This is a genomic window from Pseudomonas sp. F8002 (assembly GCF_013385495.1).
Classification (GTDB): domain Bacteria; phylum Pseudomonadota; class Gammaproteobacteria; order Pseudomonadales; family Pseudomonadaceae; genus Aquipseudomonas.
Map to the genome: position 1 here is coordinate 66,858 of NZ_JACAPW010000015.1, position 18,273 is coordinate 85,130.

Genomic DNA, 18,273 nt, shown 5'->3' on the forward strand with positions numbered 1-18,273 from the left:
TTATTTATTAGTGACAAGCTGGCGAGCTTCATCAAAAGAGTTAAACATCATCACATCCAAAATAGAGAGGCCGGGCTCGAAATCTCGTCCCGCCTGTGGATACTCAACTAGCGCCGGCTTGACAAACTTCAGATCAATGCCTCGCGAAGCAAAACTCTCTTTCTCATAGAGAAGCGCACCACCTGGTAAATTCCAGTACTCGTCGGCCTGCTCTTTATTGCAAATATCCAGAATTCGGTCTTCGCTTTTCAATTGCTCGTTTGCGTAAACCTTCGAGCTCATTACCATCTCAGCATCGATACCCAATGCCTCGACCGTTAACAAAACACTGGATTTTGCATAATCAGAAATTGAGTCTTGTTCTTGCTCGAGAACGGCGCTGAACAACTCGAAACACGCTTTAAAGTTTGGTGCTTTCGAATAGTTCTGTTTGACTGCCTCGGTCAGCTTACGGACCCAGAGTGATTTTTTCTGGGTTTGCACGTCACAAATTTTTTGATTAGAGCTCGCCCCAAGGAGCGGAATAGTCATATAACCGACTTTGCCGGATACAAATATCCGATTCCTGTTTATCCATCCATTTTTAATGAAATCGACATCATCATAGAAAACGAACTTATCCACGGACTCTATCAGCTTAAAATATCCGACATACGGAAAAAAGTAAGGCTGCATTATTGCGAGCTTCATTACGACGCTTTTCTCACATTACGAATTATTTCGACAACCTTATCAACGGCAGACATCTCCAGCGCCGGATAGATAGGAAGGCAAAGAACTTTCGATGAAATATTATGAGCCACAGGCAGGTTCCGACTGTCCGCTGAAGGCATGCTTCTATACATGGAAAACTCGCTGATTAAAGGAAAAAAGTACCGTCTACCGAATACGTTTTGCTCCTTTAACACTTCGTAAAGCTCGTCTCGCGAGAGCGGGTAATCATCTTCAACCAGAATGGGGTAGTACGAATAATTCGACTCAAGGCCTGCACTGATGTGGCTCAGGCTGATACCTTCAACACTTTTTAATCCGGAACTGTAGCGTTGACCAATTTCTTTACGCAGATTCATCGCACTGTCGATATGCTTCAGCTGAAGCAACCCAAACGCCGCGTTAATCTCGCTTAATTTCCCATTTATCCCTGGTGCGACCACGGTGACTTCATCTACAAAGCCAAAGTTCTTCAATTGTTCTATGCGTTTTTTTGTCTTCGCGTCGGGGCAGACGATGGCGCCGCCCTCAAAGGTATTGAATACCTTAGTGGCATGGAAGCTCAAAATGCTCAAGTCGCCATGACGAAGAATACTTCCCCCTGCATCGTTAACGCCGAACGCATGAGCGGCATCATAGATAATTTTCAGATTGTAATTATCAGCGATATTCTGAATAGCGTCGGTATCGCAGGAATAACCATAGCAATGCACTGGCATGATAGCTGTGGTTTTCGACGTAATTGCCGCCTCGACTTTTTTCGGATCCAAATTAAAAGTAACAGGATCGATATCCACGAAAACAGGCTGCAGCCCATTCCACAACAAAGAGTGAGCAGTCGCAACGAATGAGTAAGGTGTCGTAATGACTTCGCCTGTAACTCTGAGCGCCTGCAACGCAGTCAATAACGCGATTGTACCGTTATTAAAAAGCGCAATGTGCTCCACCCCCAGGTACTCACAGAGCTCCTTTTCAAGCTGCTGGTGCATTGGGCCGCCATTGGTCAGTGTCTTGCTCTCCCATATTTTTTCAAGATAGGGAACAAACTCTTCTAGTGGCGGAAGGTAGGGCTGAGTTACATAAACAGGCTTATCGCTCATAAAACTTCCTTGCGCTAATCTTAATCACTCAACCGCGCCTCGTAGCTGAGTACTTATTAGTAAGTCATATAGCGAGATAGAGAGAATCCATATCTCGCGCTATTCTTACTTCAAGAATTCCGCATACCAAGGCATGGCCTTTGCGATGCCTTGCCCAATATTAAACTTGGGTGCATATCCCAAAAGCGTTTGTATCTTGCCAATATCTGCCTGTGAATGGCGCACATCACCCGCGCGAAAGTCTCGATACACAGGCTCTTTATCATAAGTGATGCCGTTTTCCGCCAGGGATTCGCGCAACGCCGAAAACAACATATTGAGATCAGTGCGCCCACTGACCGCCACATTATAAACCTGATTGCGCGCGGAAGAATCGCTTGCAGTCGCGGCTAAAATATTGGCTTGAACTGTATTCTCGATGAAGCAGAAATCCCGACTGGTTTCACCATCACCATTGATGAAAACTTCCTCGTTTTTTATCATTGCAGCCGCCCATTTTGGGATAACAGCCGCGTAAGCACCATCAGGATCCTGGCGCTTGCCAAAAACATTAAAGTAACGCAAACCGATTGTTTCAAAACCATAGCATCTGGCGAAAACGTCGGCATACAGTTCATTGACGTACTTGGTGACCGCGTAGGGGGACAGCGGCTTACCGATCACGTCTTCAACTTTTGGCAGACCGGGATGATCGCCATAAGTCGAACTGCTTGCCGCGTAAGTAAAGCTCTTTACCTTGGCATCCCGTGCCGCGACCAACATGTTGAGGAAGCCATCAATGTTGGTACCGTTTGTTGTGATCGGGTCGTTAAGGGAACGAGGAACAGACCCCAACGCGGCCTGATGCAGTACATAATCCACACCTTCGCAGGCCTGATGACAATCCTTCAGCTCTCGAATGTCACCTTCGACAAATCGAAAACGTGCCCACTGCTCAGGGAGAACTGTATTTTTTACTTCGTCGAGGTTTCTTTGGTGACCGGTAGCGAAATTATCCAACCCGACAACCGTCTGATTCAAGCCAAGCAGTGTTTCCAACAAATTAGAGCCAATAAAACCCGCAACTCCGGTGACTAACCAGGTTTTCGGCGAAGCTGGAAGTGTTTCTATCAGAGTTTCGTAGCGGGTCATCGATATTAGCTCGTAATTTGATTTAGGTTAACGACTTCAGAAACCTGGGGCTTACAGGCGAATGTCCGATTCTTCACGACTCAGAAGGTATTTAAGATCATAAAGAACGTGCTCCGCCTTACCAAACCGACGGATATTTTCTGCACCCAAGGCACGGAACTCATTGTGAGCGACCGCCAGAACGATACCGTCGTATGCATTTACTCCCGGCTCGGAAACAGGAGTGATCCCATACTCATGCTCCGCTTCGGCAACACTCACCCATGGATCATAAACATCCACAGCAATGTTGTACTCTGCCAGTTCACTCACGATATCGACGATACGAGTATTACGCAGGTCCGGGCAGTTTTCCTTGAAAGTCAGGCCCATGATCAATACGCGAGCACCATCTACATGGATGCGCTCTTTCAACATCGCTTTTACCAACTGTGAAACAACGTAAGCGCCCATGCCATCATTCAAACGACGGCCGGCCAGGATGATTTCCGGGTGGTAGCCGATTGACTGGGCTTTATGGGTAAGGTAGTAGGGGTCAACACCGATGCAATGCCCGCCGACCAACCCTGGACGGAACGGAAGGAAGTTCCACTTCGTACCCGCTGCCTCAAGCACCGCTTCCGTATCAATGCCCATCTTGTTGAAGATAATCGCCAGCTCGTTGATAAGCGCAATATTCAAGTCGCGCTGAGTGTTCTCGATAACCTTGGCAGCCTCGGCAACCTTGATGCTGCTAGCCTTGTGAGTGCCCGCGACAATGATCTGATTGTAAAGTGCGTCGACCAGGTCAGCGATTTCAGGCGTGGAGCCGGAAGTGACTTTTTTGATCGTAGTAACCCGGTGCTCTTTGTCGCCCGGGTTGATCCGCTCAGGACTGTAGCCAGCGAAGAAATCGACGTTGAACTTGAGACCAGAGACCCGCTCAAGAACCGGGACGCAGTCTTCTTCTGTAGCGCCTGGGTATACGGTTGACTCGTAAATTACCAGATCGCCCTTCTTCAGCACCTTCCCGATGCTTTCAGAAGCCTTGATCAGAGGCGTCAGGTCTGGCTGGTTGTATTCGTCGATAGGGGTCGGAACGGTAACGACAAAAGTGTTGCAGGCAGCCAGCTCATTCAGCTCACAGCTATAACTCAAATAGCCCGCCTGCTTCAGCTCCTCGTCACTGACTTCGAGAGTTGAATCATGTCCTTCTTTCAAGGCTTGGATACGCGGCTGGTTAATGTCAAACCCGACCACCGTCCGATGCTTACCAAACTCCACTGCGAGGGGCAGGCCCACATATCCAAGGCCGATAATGGCGAGCTTAATATCTTCCAGTTTTTGCATAATCAAAGCCTAAATAATCAGAGAATCCATAATATTTACTGAATTAATTTCAGTATGAAGTGCTTCAAGCGCGACGCCGATTCAGTACTCTCTCCTGGTACAGTCATGGCTCGCACATCCAACTAATCCCTCAGTGATGCTTTTTGAGGCATTCCACCACCTATATTATTCGTCAGCAGCATATTCCATCAGCGAACAATTCAGGTTTGTTTCTGGCACTGCCGCAGCCTCCCCTGTCGAATAGGGTACGTATCGCTCCTGGCCCATCAGCGCCGAATAGTTTAAACACCACAACCCGCTGAACACCATGAAGAATATCGCCCTCAGTTGCACTCGGAATCGGATAATCAGGAGACCGCAAAGCATAGCGCAATGCCATCATGCTTCGATGATTCTCAATTAGAAGAGTTCCATGACAGCTAGATAATCATACTACGCGATACCAATATAAATCAGAACTCGCGGCATCAGGATCCCGACGTCAGACATGCAACGCCAAGAGCCTGAAGGCTCATGGCATGCCGGAGAGTCATTTTTTGAACACCTGAAGGTGATTTGGTTGGGTATAGGAGCAGTCCCTATACCGAGAGAAGAATTGGAGATCGGGTTGTTTGCACACAATCGAGCGACACAACCCTACTGGACGCAGTTAACACACTCGCGTCTGAGCCTGAGCTTTTCCCTCTCCAAGCAGTTCAGAGCCGAGAACGGGCACTTGACGTGTCGCCATTCTTTTCCTGCTTGCCAGTAGTGTTCGAGCCAGGGCAATCAGAACGCCAAGAATCCCACCCAGAAACAGCCCCATTGCGAGCACGAGAGCTTTCTTCGGCTTAATTGGACTCAGCGGCTCGAGCGCCTGCTTGTCAATAGTCACCAGTTTCAACCGACTCATATCGATATTCAGTTTACGTAGCCGAGCCTCCTCTGCACGCAGGGGCTCCACATTGATTAGAAACAGGTCTTCATTCTCACGACGATTCAAGACCTCAATCTGACGATTGGCCCGCAGCAGTTGAAGCTCTTTGGCAATTTGCGCGATACGACCTTCAGTGAAGTCATCAGACGTGCGCCGTTGCAGGGCATTTCGCTCTGCCTCCAGTGCATCTACGCCCATAAAATATAGGGGGATCTGCTGGTTATTGATTTCGGTACGCATCATGCCTGGCGTCCCAGCGCGGTTTTCATCGCCGAGCGACGAGGGAGTAGCTGGCTTTTTAATACCCAGCGACTTGGCGATGCCAATTGCCTCGTTCAGCAGTACAAGCCGATCACCACGGATGATTTTCAATTGGGCCCTGAGCGCTTTGAGCTCATCCTGCAACTGGGCACGCCGAAGCACATCAGCTTCAGTCAGAGTGGCAATTTTTGCCTCTTTATCGATCTCATAGCTTGAGCGAGCAGCCTTCAGCTTACCTTCAATCTCGTTCAGTCGGTTTTTCACGATTACGTTCAAATCAGCGCCGATCTGCTGACGCTCGGTATCAATCGCGAACTGAATAAACCCGTTCAAAATCGAGACACCATCAATTCCCTTGGGATAGTTCATCTCAAGTTTGATATAGGCACTCAGGGAGTCGGCTTTTTTAGGATCAGGCAGAACCAGATTGATCGAGTTACGATTGAACTCCTCAAAACTCTGCTCGAGAGTTCTTCCTGGACGCTCAAATGCCTTAAATAGATTTTGATGACTCCGAAAAAAACTCAGGCGGGTGTCATACGACTCAAGAGACGCTCCGACCCTGATCAGCGCCTCTCCAGGAGGAAGACCGTAAATTTCAGATCGATTCAACGCATCCAATTCGTTGATCGCCGCGGGGCGCAAAACGCTACTGACTTGATATTCTGGAGTCGCAAAAAAGGCATAAGCGGCAGCCATCGCGCCAACAAGCGCGGTGACTATGACTATGAGGACCTTTTGCTGCCATACCGCCTGAAAAAGCGCGACAAGATCAATTTCATCGGATGGTGGTACCGGAGGGGCATTAAAACTACTACTCACAACAAAAACCTGCCTTCAAAGAGAAACTGCGGGCTCGTTATGCAGACAATTCATGGTTTTTTAGAATTATAAACATCTGGCTCGCCCCCGGCGTCGCTGCTGGGATGAGCCACAAAAATTGCCTATTCTCGAGAACAGCAAGCATTTTGCCATCTAATTGCCATATTACAAGTCTTGACAATCTGTAGGACTGTTCCGAAAAAGCCAAACTTCTTGAAAAATGCTACAAAAGCTTATGCGATACCCCGTGCGCACCGAGCTATCAATCAGGGCGCCAGCCTCTTCGACCGAGGGGAGCGATTCAGCCTAAACGCCAAACCCACCAATGGACCAACGGTCATTCCTACAAGCAAAGCCAATGTAATGAAGATGGAAATCGGTGCCTGGGGAGTGGTCCACCCCAGGAATGACAAAGCGGCGCTCTGTTGATTCTCCAGCACAAACGCCAGCACCCCAACCATAACGAGCAAAGTAATCAGCACCGACACAACGCGCTTGACCCCACGCATAAACTTCTCCTACCCAAAAACCCTCAGACGCCTTCTTCTTCGTCTTCGTTCACCCGATCGCGCAATTCCTTGCCCGGCTTGAAATGAGGCACGAACTTGCCGTCAAGGCTGACGGACTGCCCGGTTTTTGGGTTGCGACCCACACGAGGCGCACGATAGTGCAGCGAGAAGCTACCAAACCCACGAATTTCAATCCGATCGCCGGTAGCCAGACATTGGGACATCTGCTCAAGCATGGTCTTGATGGCCAGCTCCACATCCTTGGATGAGAGCAGCCCTTGATGGGTGACAATTCGTTCGATCAACTCCGACTTCGTCATATTTTTCCCTTCTTTTTCAAGCAGCTAGGAAAAGCGCTTCGAAGGTTTTAGCATGACCGGAGGAATTTGAACAGCCCAAGTATTGACTTATATTCAAAGAGTTGGGGCGTAAGTCGATGAGAGTTGGCATTTCGCCGCACGGCCGCCAGCCGCCGCTCAGCCTCACTGAAGCCACTCCACGACGATCACTGCCAGATAGAGCCTGCAGGAGCCGATGCGCTGCCAGCGTGACCATAGCGTTCCACCTGCAGAACACCAAGGCGACGTTGCGCACAACACCAAATCCCAGGCACAAAAAAGGGCGACCGAAGTCGCCCTTTTTCTATGGTCTGACAGAACTTAGTTCTGCTTTTCCATTTGTGCACGCAGCAGGTCGCCCAGAGTGGTAGGACCAGCAGAAGGCTCAGAGGTAGCTGGCTTGTCGCGCAGGCTCTGGATGGCTTCTTTCTCTTCAGCATCGTCTTTCGACTTGATGGAGAGCTGGATTACGCGGCTCTTGCGGTCAACGCTGATGATCTTGGCTTCTACTTCTTCGCCTTCTTTCAGAACGTTGCGCGCGTCTTCAACGCGGTCACGGCTGATTTCGGAGGCTTTCAGAGTCGCTTCGATATCGTCGGCCAGAGTGATGATGGCGCCTTTAGCGTCAACTTCCTTCACGATGCCTTTAACGATTGCGCCTTTGTCGTTCTCTTGAACGTACTCGGAGAACGGATCGCTTTCCAGTTGCTTGATACCCAGGGAGATGCGCTCGCGCTCTGGGTCAACCGACAGGATAACGGTGTCCAGCTCGTCGCCCTTCTTGAAACGACGAACAGCTTCTTCGCCAACTTCGTTCCAGGAGATGTCGGACAGGTGAACCAGACCGTCGATGCCGCCGTCCAGACCAATGAAGATACCGAAATCGGTGATCGACTTGATGGTGCCGGAGATTTTATCGCCCTTGTTGAACTGGCCAGAGAAATCTTCCCATGGGTTAGATTTGCACTGCTTGATGCCGAGGGAGATACGACGACGCTCTTCGTCGATGTCCAGAACCATAACTTCCACTTCGTCGCCGACTTGTACGACTTTCGAAGGGTGGATGTTCTTGTTGGTCCAGTCCATTTCGGAAACGTGTACCAGGCCTTCCACGCCTTCTTCCAGCTCTGCGAAGCAGCCGTAGTCGGTCAGGTTGGTAACACGCGCGGTGACGCGAGTGCTTTCTGGGTAACGAGCCTTGATAGCGACCCATGGATCTTCGCCCAGCTGCTTCAAGCCCAGGGAGACACGGTTGCGCTCACGATCGTACTTCAGAACCTTGACATCGATCTCGTCGCCAACGTTGACGATTTCCGATGGATGCTTGATACGCTTCCAAGCCATGTCGGTAATGTGCAGCAGGCCATCGACGCCACCCAGATCGACGAATGCGCCGTAATCGGTGAGGTTCTTGACGATACCTTTGACTTGTTGGCCTTCCTGCAGGGATTCCAGCAGAGCTTCACGCTCGGCGGAGTTCTCTGCTTCCAGGACGCTGCGACGGGAAACGACAACGTTGTTGCGCTTCTGGTCGAGCTTGATGACCTTGAATTCGAGTTCCTTGCCTTCCAGGTGCGTGGTGTCGCGCACAGGACGAACGTCGACCAAAGAACCTGGCAGGAACGCACGGATGCCGTTAACGTCGACAGTGAAGCCGCCTTTAACCTTACCGTTGATAACGCCCTTGACCACTTCTTCAGCTGCGAAGGCTGCTTCGAGAACAATCCAGCATTCAGCGCGCTTGGCTTTTTCACGGGACAGCTTGGTTTCACCGAAACCGTCTTCAACCGAGTCCAGAGCAACGTGAACTTCGTCACCGACATTGATAGTCAGGTCACCAGCATCGTTGTAGAACTGTTCCAGCGGGATCAGAGCTTCAGACTTCAGACCAGCGTGAACGGTTACCCAGCGAGCTTGGTAATCGATATCAACGATAACACCGGTGATGATGGAGCCTGCCTGAAGGTTCAGGGTTTTTAGGCTTTCTTCAAAGAGTTCCGCAAAGCTTTCGCTCATTTTAATTCCTGTTGATAAGGGCGAAGAATACGCCCATCTCCACACCCCAGACGGTGTGGGTCAGTTTCAATTAAAAGAAGCACCACAGGACTATGACTGGTCCCCTGCGGCCTTCTTGGTCACCCGGCGATATCGCGAATGGCGATCTCACTCAAGATGCGTTCCAGCACCTGCTCGATGGACAACTCCGTGGAATCCAGCTGTATGGCGTCAGCCGCCGGCTTGAGCGGGGCTACCGCACGCTGGGTATCACGCTCATCGCGTGCACGGATCTCATCTAGCAGACTCGACAGACTAACACCATCGACTTTGCCCTTCAACTGCAAGTAACGGCGACGGGCCCGCTCCTCGGCGCTGGCCGTGAGGAAAATCTTCAGCGGCGCCTCGGGGAAGACCACCGTGCCCATGTCGCGGCCATCGGCCACCAGACCCGGCGGTTCCTGGAAAGCCCGCTGGCGCTGCAGCAAAGCATCGCGCACCGCCGGCAATGCGGCGACCTGGGAAGCCCAGGAGCCGACCTGCTCGTTGCGCAGGTCGTCGGTCACATCGTCCCCTTCCAGGATGATGCGCTGGGGATGACCTTCGGTCGCCCCGACGAACTGCACGTCAAGATGCGCAGCCAGCAGCTTCAGCGATTCTTCGTTGGTCAGGTCGACGCCATGGTTGCGGGCGGCAAAGGCCAGCAAGCGGTACAGCGCCCCGGAATCCAGCAGGCACCAGCCCAGGCGCTTGGCCAGGATGCCGGCGATCGTGCCTTTGCCCGAGCCACTTGGCCCGTCGATGGTAATCACCGGTGCTTTGATATTCACAATTGAGCCTCTTGGGCAACACGGATGCCGACGTGGGCACACAGTGTAAGAAAATTCGGAAAAGACGTAGCCACGTTGGCACAGTCATGGATACGAATCGGCGCAGCCGCTCGCAGGGAAGCCACGCTGAAGGCCATGGCAATCCGGTGATCGCCATGGGCGTGGACCTCACCACCGCCGATCACGCCACCATCGATAATAATCCCATCAGGTGTCGGTTCACACTTCACGCCCAGCGCAAGCAGACCGTCGGCCATGACCTGGATCCGGTCGGACTCCTTGACCCGCAGCTCCTCTGCCCCACGCAATACCGTCCGGCCTTCGGCGCACGCCGCAGCCACGAACAACACCGGGAACTCATCGATAGCCAGCGGGACCAGGGCTTCAGGAATCTCGATCCCCTTCAACGGCGCCGCACGAACACGCAAATCAGCGACCGGCTCACCACCCACTTCCCGTTGGTTTTCCAGGGTGATGTCCGCGCCCATCAGTCGCAGGATATCGATCACGCCGGTACGGGTCGGATTGATACCCACATGCTCAAGCAACAGCTCGGAGCCTTCGGCGATTGAAGCCGCCACCAGAAAGAACGCCGAGGAGGAAATATCCCCCGGGACCTCAATATACGTCGCGGTCAGTGAGTGACCTGACTCAACCGACGCCGTAGCGCCCGCCACGTCCACCGGATACCCAAAACCACGCAACATCCGCTCGGTATGGTCGCGGGTCGGTGCCGGTTCGGTAATCGAGGTTTTACCCTCGGCATACAACCCGGCCAACAACAGGCAGGACTTGACCTGAGCGCTGGCCATCGGCAATGCGTAGGTCAGCCCCTTGAGTGCCTGGCCACCGCGAATGGTCAGCGGCGGGCGCCCTTCCGGCCCGGTCTCGATCACCGCACCCATTGCGCGCAATGGCTTGGCCACGCGATTCATCGGGCGCTTGGACAGCGAGGCGTCACCCGTCAACACACTGTCGAAGCGCTGGGCCGCCAGCAAACCGGACAACAACCGCATGGAGGTGCCGGAGTTACCCAGATAGATCGGACCTGGCGCCGGCTTCAAGCCATGCAGGCCAACCCCGTGGATGGTGACGCGCCCATGGTGCGGGCCTTCAATCACCACGCCCATGTCGCGGAACGCCTGCAAAGTCGCCAGGGCGTCCTCACCCTCCAGAAAACCTTCGACTTCAGTGACACCGTCCGCCAGAGAACCGAGCATGATCGAGCGATGGGAGATCGACTTATCCCCAGGCACGCGGATCTGCCCGCTCAAGCGGCCACCGGGACTGGCGAGAAACACCAGGTCATCCGCGTTTACTGCAGCATCCATATAGGCCCGACGCGCCAGAATCTTGCTGAAATGCTCCCGCGCCACCCGCGCACGGGTGAACACGCCCAACAACTGGTGCCCGTCGCCAGCATCGACCGCGTCGCGCAAGGCGTCGAGGTCGCTGCGGAACGTGTCCAGGGTGCGCAACACCGCATCGCGGTTGGCAAGGAAGATGTCGTGCCACATCACCGGATCACTACCGGCGATCCGGGTAAAGTCGCGGAAACCACCGGCGGCGTAGCGGAAAATCTCGAGGTTCTCGTTGCGCTTGGCCAGCGAATCCACCAGGCCAAATGCGAGCAAATGCGGCAGATGGCTGGTCGCTGCCAGCACTTCATCGTGGCGCTCGACCTGCATATGCTCGACATCCGCCCCCAGCTCGCGCCAGAGCCGATCCACCACGGCCAGTGCCGCAGGATCGGTTTCATCCAGCGGTGTCAGAATCACTTTATGGCGACGGAACAGCTGCGCATTGGACGCCTCCACCCCGCTCTGCTCGGACCCGGCAATCGGATGCCCGGGCACAAACCGCGCAGGCATGCCACCAAAGGCCAGCCGCGCCGCACGCACCACATTGCCCTTGGCACTGCCGACATCGGTCAGGATTGCCTGGCCCAGATCCATGCCGGCCAACAGCGCCAGCAACTTCTCCATGGCCAGGATCGGCACCGCCAGCTGAATGACATCCGCGCCCTGGCAGGCTACAGCGAGATCAGCCTCGCAACGGTCCACCACACCCAACTCCACCGCCAACTTGCGCGATTGCGGGTCCAGGTCCACACCGACCACTTCGCCACACAGGCCGCTTTCCCGCAGGCCCTTCGCAAAGGAGCCGCCGATCAATCCCAGACCGACCACCACCAGGCGACCGATCATAGGTACAGCAGGTTGCAATGCAGTGACATCAACCACGAGCCAGAACCTTGGCCAGCGCTTCGAGGAAGCGGCTGTTTTCAGCAGGCAGACCGATGGTAATGCGCAGGTGGTTCGGCATGCCGTAATTGGCCACCGGACGCACGATCACCCCCTCGCGCAGCAAGCCCTGGAACACAGGAGCCGCCACTTGGCCGAGGTCGACGCAGATGAAGTTGCCCTTGGACGGAATCCAGCCCAGGCCCAGCTCACGGAAGCCTTCCTGCAATTGCAGCATGCCGCTTTCGTTGAGGCGACGGCCTTCTTCCAGGTACTCGGCGTCCTGCACCGCAGCGCAAGCCGCCGCCAGCGCGAGGCTGTTGACGTTGAATGGCTGGCGCACACGGTTCAACACATCGGCCACCACCGCAGTGGACAAGCCGTAGCCAACCCGCAGCGACGCCAGGCCATAAGCCTTGGAGAACGTGCGCGAGACCAGCAGGTTCGGATAAGCCGCGAGGAAGTCCAGGCCGTCCGGCAAGTCGCTGCCTTCGGCGTACTCGATGTACGCCTCGTCCAGCACCACCAGTACATGCTCCGGCACGTCCTGCAGGAAGTTATCCAGCACCTCGGCGCTGAACCAGGTGCCGGTCGGGTTGTTCGGGTTGGCGATAAACACGACACGAGTATTGTCATCGATGGCCGCCAGCATGGCTGGCAGGTCATGACCCCAGTCTTTCGCAGGAATCACACGCGCCTCGGCGCCAACGGCCTGAGTGACGATCGGATAGACCGCAAACGCGTGCTCGCTGAATACCGCGTTCAGGCCCGGCGCCAGATAGGCACGGCCGACCAGCTCCAGAATATCGTTGGAGCCGTTACCCAGGGTTACCTGGTTGATATCAACGCGGCAGTTTTTCGCCAGCAGGGACTTGAGTTCAAAGCCGTTACCATCGGGATAACGGGTCAGTTCGGCCAGCGCCTCACGAATCGCAGCCAGTACCTTGGGGCTTGGGCCCATCGGGTTTTCGTTACTGGCCAGCTTTACGATCTTCGACGGATCCAGATTCAACTCACGCGCCAGCTCGTCCACAGGCTTGCCCGGAACGTAAGGCGACAGTTGTTGCACGCCCGGCTGCGCCAGGGCGAGGAAGTTGCCACTCATGTTAAAGCCTCACAAAACCGCTTTCGGGTAAGAGCCCAGCACCTTGAGTGCCACGGCTTCCTGACTGATTTTCTCGAGCACACCCTTGACCAAAGGGTCGCGGTGATGGCCGACGAAGTCGATAAAGAACACATAAGTCCATTTACCGCTGCGCGAAGGACGAGTCTCGATTCGCGTCAGGTCAATCCCGTTGTCGTGGAACGGCACCAGCAGCTCATGCAGCGCGCCGGGCTTGTTGCTCATGGAGACGATGATCGACGTCTTGTCGTCGCCGGTCGGCGGCACTTCCTGGCTGCCGATCATCAGGAAGCGCGTGGAGTTATCCGGGCGATCCTCGATTTTCTCGGCCAGGCGCGTCAGCCCATACAGGCCGGCAGCCATGTCGCCGGCAATCGCCGCCGAGTTCCACTCACCCTTGACCCGCTTCGCCGCTTCGGCGTTGCTGGACACCGCCACGCGCTCCACATTCGGGTAGTGCGCGTCCAGCCACTTGCGGCACTGGGCCAGGGACTGTGCGTGGGAGTAGATGCGGCTGATGCTGTCGGTCTTGGTGTTTTCGCCCACCAGCAAGTGGTGGTGAATACGCAACTCGACTTCGCCGCAGATCACCATGTCGTGCTCAAGGAAGCTGTCGAGGGTGTGGTTGACGGCACCTTCGGTGGAGTTTTCCACCGGCACCACGCCAAAATTCACCGCCCCGGCGGCCACTTCACGGAACACTTCGTCGATCGCAGCCATCGGCTTGCTGATCACCGCGTGACCGAAGTGCTTCATGGCCGCGGCTTGAGTGAAGGTGCCTTCCGGGCCCAGGTAAGCCACTTTCAGCGGCTGCTCCAGTGCCAGGCACGAAGACATGATTTCACGGAACAACCGCGCCATCTCTTCGTTGCCCAACGGGCCCTTGTTGCGTTCCATCACGCGCTTGAGCACCTGGGCTTCACGCTCCGGACGGTAGAATACCGGCACTTCGCCTTCAGCCAGGGAAGCCATCTTCACCCGTGCAACTTCCTGGGCGCACCGCGCGCGCTCACTGATCAGTTCCAGGACTTTCTCGTCCAGACTGTCAATGCGTACGCGCAGGGCCTTGAGTTCTTGCTCAGACATTAGCCGTGTTCCTTTTCGAACTCTGCCATGTAAGCCACCAACGCCTTGACGGCGTGGATATCGACAGCGTTATAGATGGAGGCGCGCATGCCACCTACCGAACGGTGGCCCTTGAGGTTCAACAGGCCGCGCTCGTCGGCGCCGGCGAGGAAAGGCTTGTCCAGGCGGTCATCCGCCAGGCGGAACGGCACGTTCATCCACGAACGGTCGGTCAGGTTGATCGGGTTGCTGTACAGGCCGCTGGCGTCGATGAAGTCGTACAGGGTACGTTTCTTCTCTTCGTTGAGCTTGCCCATGGCAGCCACGCCGCCCTGCTCCTTCAGCCATTCGAACACCAGGCCCGACAGGTACCAGGCGAAGGCCGGCGGGGTGTTGTACATCGAGCCGTTATCGGCCGCGACCTTGTAGTTGAGCATGGTCGGGCACAGCGAACGCGCACGACCCAACAGGTCTTCACGGACGATGTTGACCAGGATGCCGCTCGGGCCGATGTTCTTCTGTGCACCGGCGTAGATCATGCCGTACTTGGACACATCGATCGGGCGCGAGAGGATGTCCGAGGACATGTCGCAGACCAGCGGGACATCACCCACTTCCGGCACCCAGTCGAACTCCAGGCCGCCGATGGTTTCGTTCGCCACGTAGTGAACATAGGCCGCGTCTTTCGACAGTTTCCACTCGTTCTGACCGGGGATGGCGAAGTAGTCGTAGGGCTTGGCCGTGCCTGCCACATTGACGTGACCGTAACGGGAGGCCTCTTCAATGGCCTTCTGCCCCCAGATACCGGTGTCGATATAGTCCGCAGTGCCGTCTTCCGGCAGCAGGTTCAGCGGGATCTGGGCGAACTGCTGGCTCGCACCACCCTGCAGGAACAGCACTTTGTAATCGGACGGGATGTCCAGCAAGTCGCGCATATCCTGCTCGGCCTTGGTGGCAATGGACACGAACTCATCGCTGCGATGGCTCATTTCCATCACGGAGAGGCCTTTTCCATGCCAGTCGAGGAGTTCACCCTGCGCGCGCTGCAGGACTGCTTCAGGAAGCGCCGCGGGACCGGCACAGAAGTTATAGGCTCTCTTGCTCACATCCAATCTCACTCTGATCTGGTGGGGTGGTGCAATAAATCGGGGTTTCAATATTTCAAACGGGACAAACAACAAGGGGGCGAATCTTCATCCGCCCCCTGTGTGTCCGCTTATTCCTGCGGTTCTTCTTCGTCTGCGGCAGCGTCGAGTGTTGGCTCGTCGACGCCGTCATCGGCATCGCCGATCACTTGCCCCTCGAGTGCAATCCCCTCTTCACCTTCCAGCTCCTCGCCTTCGACTTCCGATGGCTCCTGGACACGCTCCAGGCCAACCAACGTTTCGTCGCTGGCCAGCTTGATCAAGGTCACGCCCTGGGTGTTACGCCCCAGGCTCGACACTTCATCAACCCGGGTACGTACCAGGGTGCCCTGGTCGGAAATCAGCATGATTTCCTCACCATCCAGCACCTGGACCGCGCCGACCAGGCGGCCGTTGCGATCGTTGCTGACCATGGCGATAACGCCCTGGCCGCCACGCTTGTACTCGGGGAACTCGCTGATGGCCGTACGCTTGCCGTAGCCGCGGGCCGATGCCGTGAGGATCTCGCTGCCTTCTTCCGGGATCAGCATCGAAATCAGCTTCTGCCCTTCCGGCAGGCGCATGCCGCGCACACCGCGGGCGGTACGGCCCATGGCACGAACGTCGGATTCCTTGAAGCGCGTAACCTTGCCGCCGTCGGAGAACAGCATGACTTCACGCTCGCCGTCGGTGATGGCCGCGCTGATCAATACGTCGCCTTCGTCCAGTTCGAGGGCGATCAGGCCCACGCTGCGTTGACGGCTGAAGGATTCCAGCGGGGTCTTCTTCACGGTGCCTTTCGCAGTGGCCATGAAGATGAAGTGACCTTCGGTGTACTCGTCTACCGGCAGCATGGTGGTGATGTATTCATCACTGTCCAGCGGCAGCAGGTTGACCAGCGGACGACCACGGGCAGCGCGGGACGCTTCCGGGATTTCGTAGGTTTTCAGCCAGTACACCTTGCCCTTGCTGGAGAACAGCAGCAGCGTGGTGTGGCTGTTGGCAACCAGCAGGTGAGCGATGTAGTCCTCATCCTTGACGCCGGTAGCCGATTTGCCTTTACCGCCACGACGCTGGGCCTGGTACGCAGCCAGAGGCTGGGTCTTGGCATAGCCACCGTGGGAAATGGTCACGACGCGATCTTCTTCCGGGATCATGTCACCCAGGGTCAGGTCGAGACGGGCGTCGAGAATCTCGGTGCGGCGCACGTCGCCGTATTCGGCGCGGATCACTTCCAGTTCTTCGCGGATCACTTCCATCAGGCGCACCGCGCTGTTGAGGATGCGGATCAGCTCGCCGATCTGGTTGAGGATCTCCTGGTACTCGGCCAGCAGTTTCTCGTGTTCCAGGCCGGTCAGACGGTGCAGACGCAGTTCCAGAATGGCCTGGGCCTGTTCCGGGGACAGGAAATACTTGCCGTCGCGCAGGCCGTATTGTGGGTCCAGGGTCTCCGGACGGCACGAATCGGCACCGGCACGTTCCACCATCGCTACTACGGCGCTGGATTCCCACGGCATCTTGATCAGCGCTTCCTTGGCTTCCGACGGCGTCGGCGAAGCCTTGATCAGGGCGATGACCGGGTCGATGTTCGACAGCGCAACAGCCTGGCCTTCCAGGATGTGGCCGCGTTCACGGGCCTTGCGCAGTTCGAATACGGTACGGCGGGTTACCACTTCGCGGCGGTGACGCACGAAGGCTTCCAGCAGATCCTTGAGGTTCAGGATGCGCGGGCGGCCGTCGATCAGCGCTACCACGTTGATACCGAATACGCTTTGCAGCTGGGTCTGGGCGTAGAGGTTGTTGAGGATCACCTCAGGCACTTCGCCACGACGCAGCTCGATCACCACGCGCATACCGTCCTTGTCAGACTCGTCGCGCAGCTCGGTGATGCCTTCCAGCTTCTTCTCTTTAACCAGCTCGGCGATCTTCTCGATCAGACGCGCCTTGTTCAACTGGTAAGGGAGTTCGGTGATGACGATCTGCTGACGGCCACCGACCTTGTCGATGTCTTCGATGATCGAGCGGGCACGCATGTAAATGCGGCCGCGACCGGTACGGTAGGCTTCGATGATGCCGGCGCGACCGTTGATGATCGCGGCGGTCGGGAAGTCCGGACCCGGGATGTACTGCATCAGCTCATCGACGGTCAGCTCGGGGTTGTCGATGAGGGCCAGGCAACCGTCGATGACTTCACCGAGGTTGTGTGGCGGGATGTTGGTGGCCATGCCCACGGCGATACCGCTGGAGCCGTTGACCAACAGGTTGGGAATACGGGTCGGCATGACCGCCGGGATCATTTCGGTGCCGTCGTAGTTCGGCACCCAGTCCACGGTTTCCTTGTGCAGGTCAGCCAGCAGCTCGTGCGCCAGCTTGGTCATGCGCACTTCGGTGTATCGCATGGCCGCAGCGTTGTCGCCGTCGACCGAACCGAAGTTGCCCTGGCCGTCTACCAGCAGGTAGCGCAGGGAAAACGGCTGGGCCATCCGAACGATGGTGTCGTACACCGCAGTGTCGCCGTGAGGGTGATACTTACCGATCACGTCACCGACAACACGGGCAGATTTCTTGTACGGCTTGTTCCAGTCGTTACCCAGCTCGCTCATCGCGAACAGCACACGCCTGTGCACGGGCTTCAAGCCATCGCGCGCATCAGGCAGTGCCCGACCGACAATTACGCTCATCGCGTAGTCGAGGTAGGACTGTTTCAGCTCGTCTTCGATATTGACCGGGAGGATTTCTTTGGCCAGTTCGCCCATGAGAAGCCTGATTCCTTTTT

Annotated in this window: 14 protein-coding genes; all 14 read right to left on the reverse strand. The window is 55.7% G+C overall.

The annotated features are described in order from the left end of the window. Positions 1 to 690, reverse strand: a complete 690-nt coding sequence (locus tag HX811_RS12060; protein WP_177046047.1) for a WbqC family protein — start codon at positions 688 to 690, stop codon at positions 1 to 3. After that, positions 690 to 1,811, reverse strand: a complete 1,122-nt coding sequence (locus HX811_RS12065) for a DegT/DnrJ/EryC1/StrS aminotransferase family protein (RefSeq protein WP_177046049.1) — start codon at positions 1,809 to 1,811, stop codon at positions 690 to 692. Before HX811_RS12065 ends, HX811_RS12060 begins: the two co-directional genes overlap by 1 nt. Before the next feature lie 105 nt (positions 1,812 to 1,916). Next, positions 1,917 to 2,942 (reverse strand): NAD-dependent epimerase/dehydratase family protein, encoded by a 1,026-nt coding sequence (locus HX811_RS12070; RefSeq protein ID WP_023659073.1) that lies wholly within the window; start codon positions 2,940 to 2,942, stop codon positions 1,917 to 1,919. Positions 2,943 to 2,993: 51 nt separating this feature from the next. Beyond that, entirely contained in the window at positions 2,994 to 4,271 is a 1,278-nt protein-coding gene (tviB, locus tag HX811_RS12075; RefSeq protein WP_102606086.1) for a Vi polysaccharide biosynthesis UDP-N-acetylglucosamine C-6 dehydrogenase TviB, read from the reverse strand. Positions 4,272 to 4,920: 649 nt separating this feature from the next. Continuing rightward, positions 4,921 to 6,270 carry a Wzz/FepE/Etk N-terminal domain-containing protein gene (locus HX811_RS12080; protein ID WP_177046051.1) on the reverse strand — a complete coding sequence of 450 codons (1,350 nt, stop codon included), beginning with the start codon at positions 6,268 to 6,270 and terminating at the stop codon, positions 4,921 to 4,923. Between the two features lie 266 nt (positions 6,271 to 6,536). After that, positions 6,537 to 6,779 carry a lipopolysaccharide assembly protein LapA domain-containing protein gene (locus HX811_RS12085; RefSeq protein ID WP_177046053.1) on the reverse strand — a complete coding sequence of 81 codons (243 nt, stop codon included), beginning with the start codon at positions 6,777 to 6,779 and terminating at the stop codon, positions 6,537 to 6,539. 23 nt (positions 6,780 to 6,802) lie between these two features. Further along, positions 6,803 to 7,099, reverse strand: a complete 297-nt coding sequence (gene ihfB, locus HX811_RS12090; protein ID WP_003218804.1) for an integration host factor subunit beta — start codon at positions 7,097 to 7,099, stop codon at positions 6,803 to 6,805. Between the two features lie 339 nt (positions 7,100 to 7,438). Next, a complete protein-coding gene (gene rpsA / locus HX811_RS12095) occupies positions 7,439 to 9,133 on the reverse strand; it encodes a 30S ribosomal protein S1 (RefSeq protein WP_003218806.1) in 1,695 nt (564 codons plus the stop codon). Positions 9,134 to 9,252: 119 nt separating this feature from the next. Further along, positions 9,253 to 9,942, reverse strand: coding sequence for a (d)CMP kinase (cmk, locus tag HX811_RS12100; protein WP_003172653.1), 690 nt, complete (start codon positions 9,940 to 9,942; stop codon positions 9,253 to 9,255). Continuing rightward, positions 9,939 to 12,149: a bifunctional prephenate dehydrogenase/3-phosphoshikimate 1-carboxyvinyltransferase gene (locus HX811_RS12105; RefSeq protein WP_256344428.1), complete on the reverse strand. Its 2,211-nt coding sequence runs from the start codon at positions 12,147 to 12,149 to the stop codon at positions 9,939 to 9,941. The genes cmk and HX811_RS12105 overlap by 4 nt, the downstream gene beginning before the upstream one ends. A gap of 28 nt (positions 12,150 to 12,177) precedes the next feature. Next, positions 12,178 to 13,290, reverse strand: coding sequence for a histidinol-phosphate transaminase (gene hisC, locus HX811_RS12110; protein WP_177046055.1), 1,113 nt, complete (start codon positions 13,288 to 13,290; stop codon positions 12,178 to 12,180). Positions 13,291 to 13,299: 9 nt separating this feature from the next. Further along, on the reverse strand, positions 13,300 to 14,394 hold the full coding sequence (gene pheA / locus HX811_RS12115) for a prephenate dehydratase (RefSeq protein ID WP_003218812.1): 1,095 nt from the start codon (positions 14,392 to 14,394) through the stop codon (positions 13,300 to 13,302). Next, complete coding sequence (gene serC, locus HX811_RS12120; RefSeq protein ID WP_003218814.1) at positions 14,394 to 15,479, reverse strand: 3-phosphoserine/phosphohydroxythreonine transaminase; 1,086 nt, start codon at positions 15,477 to 15,479, stop codon at positions 14,394 to 14,396. The genes pheA and serC overlap by 1 nt, the downstream gene beginning before the upstream one ends. Positions 15,480 to 15,589: 110 nt before the next feature. After that, entirely contained in the window at positions 15,590 to 18,253 is a 2,664-nt protein-coding gene (gyrA, locus tag HX811_RS12125) for a DNA gyrase subunit A (RefSeq protein ID WP_003218817.1), read from the reverse strand. Between the last annotated feature and the right edge of the window lie 20 nt (positions 18,254 to 18,273).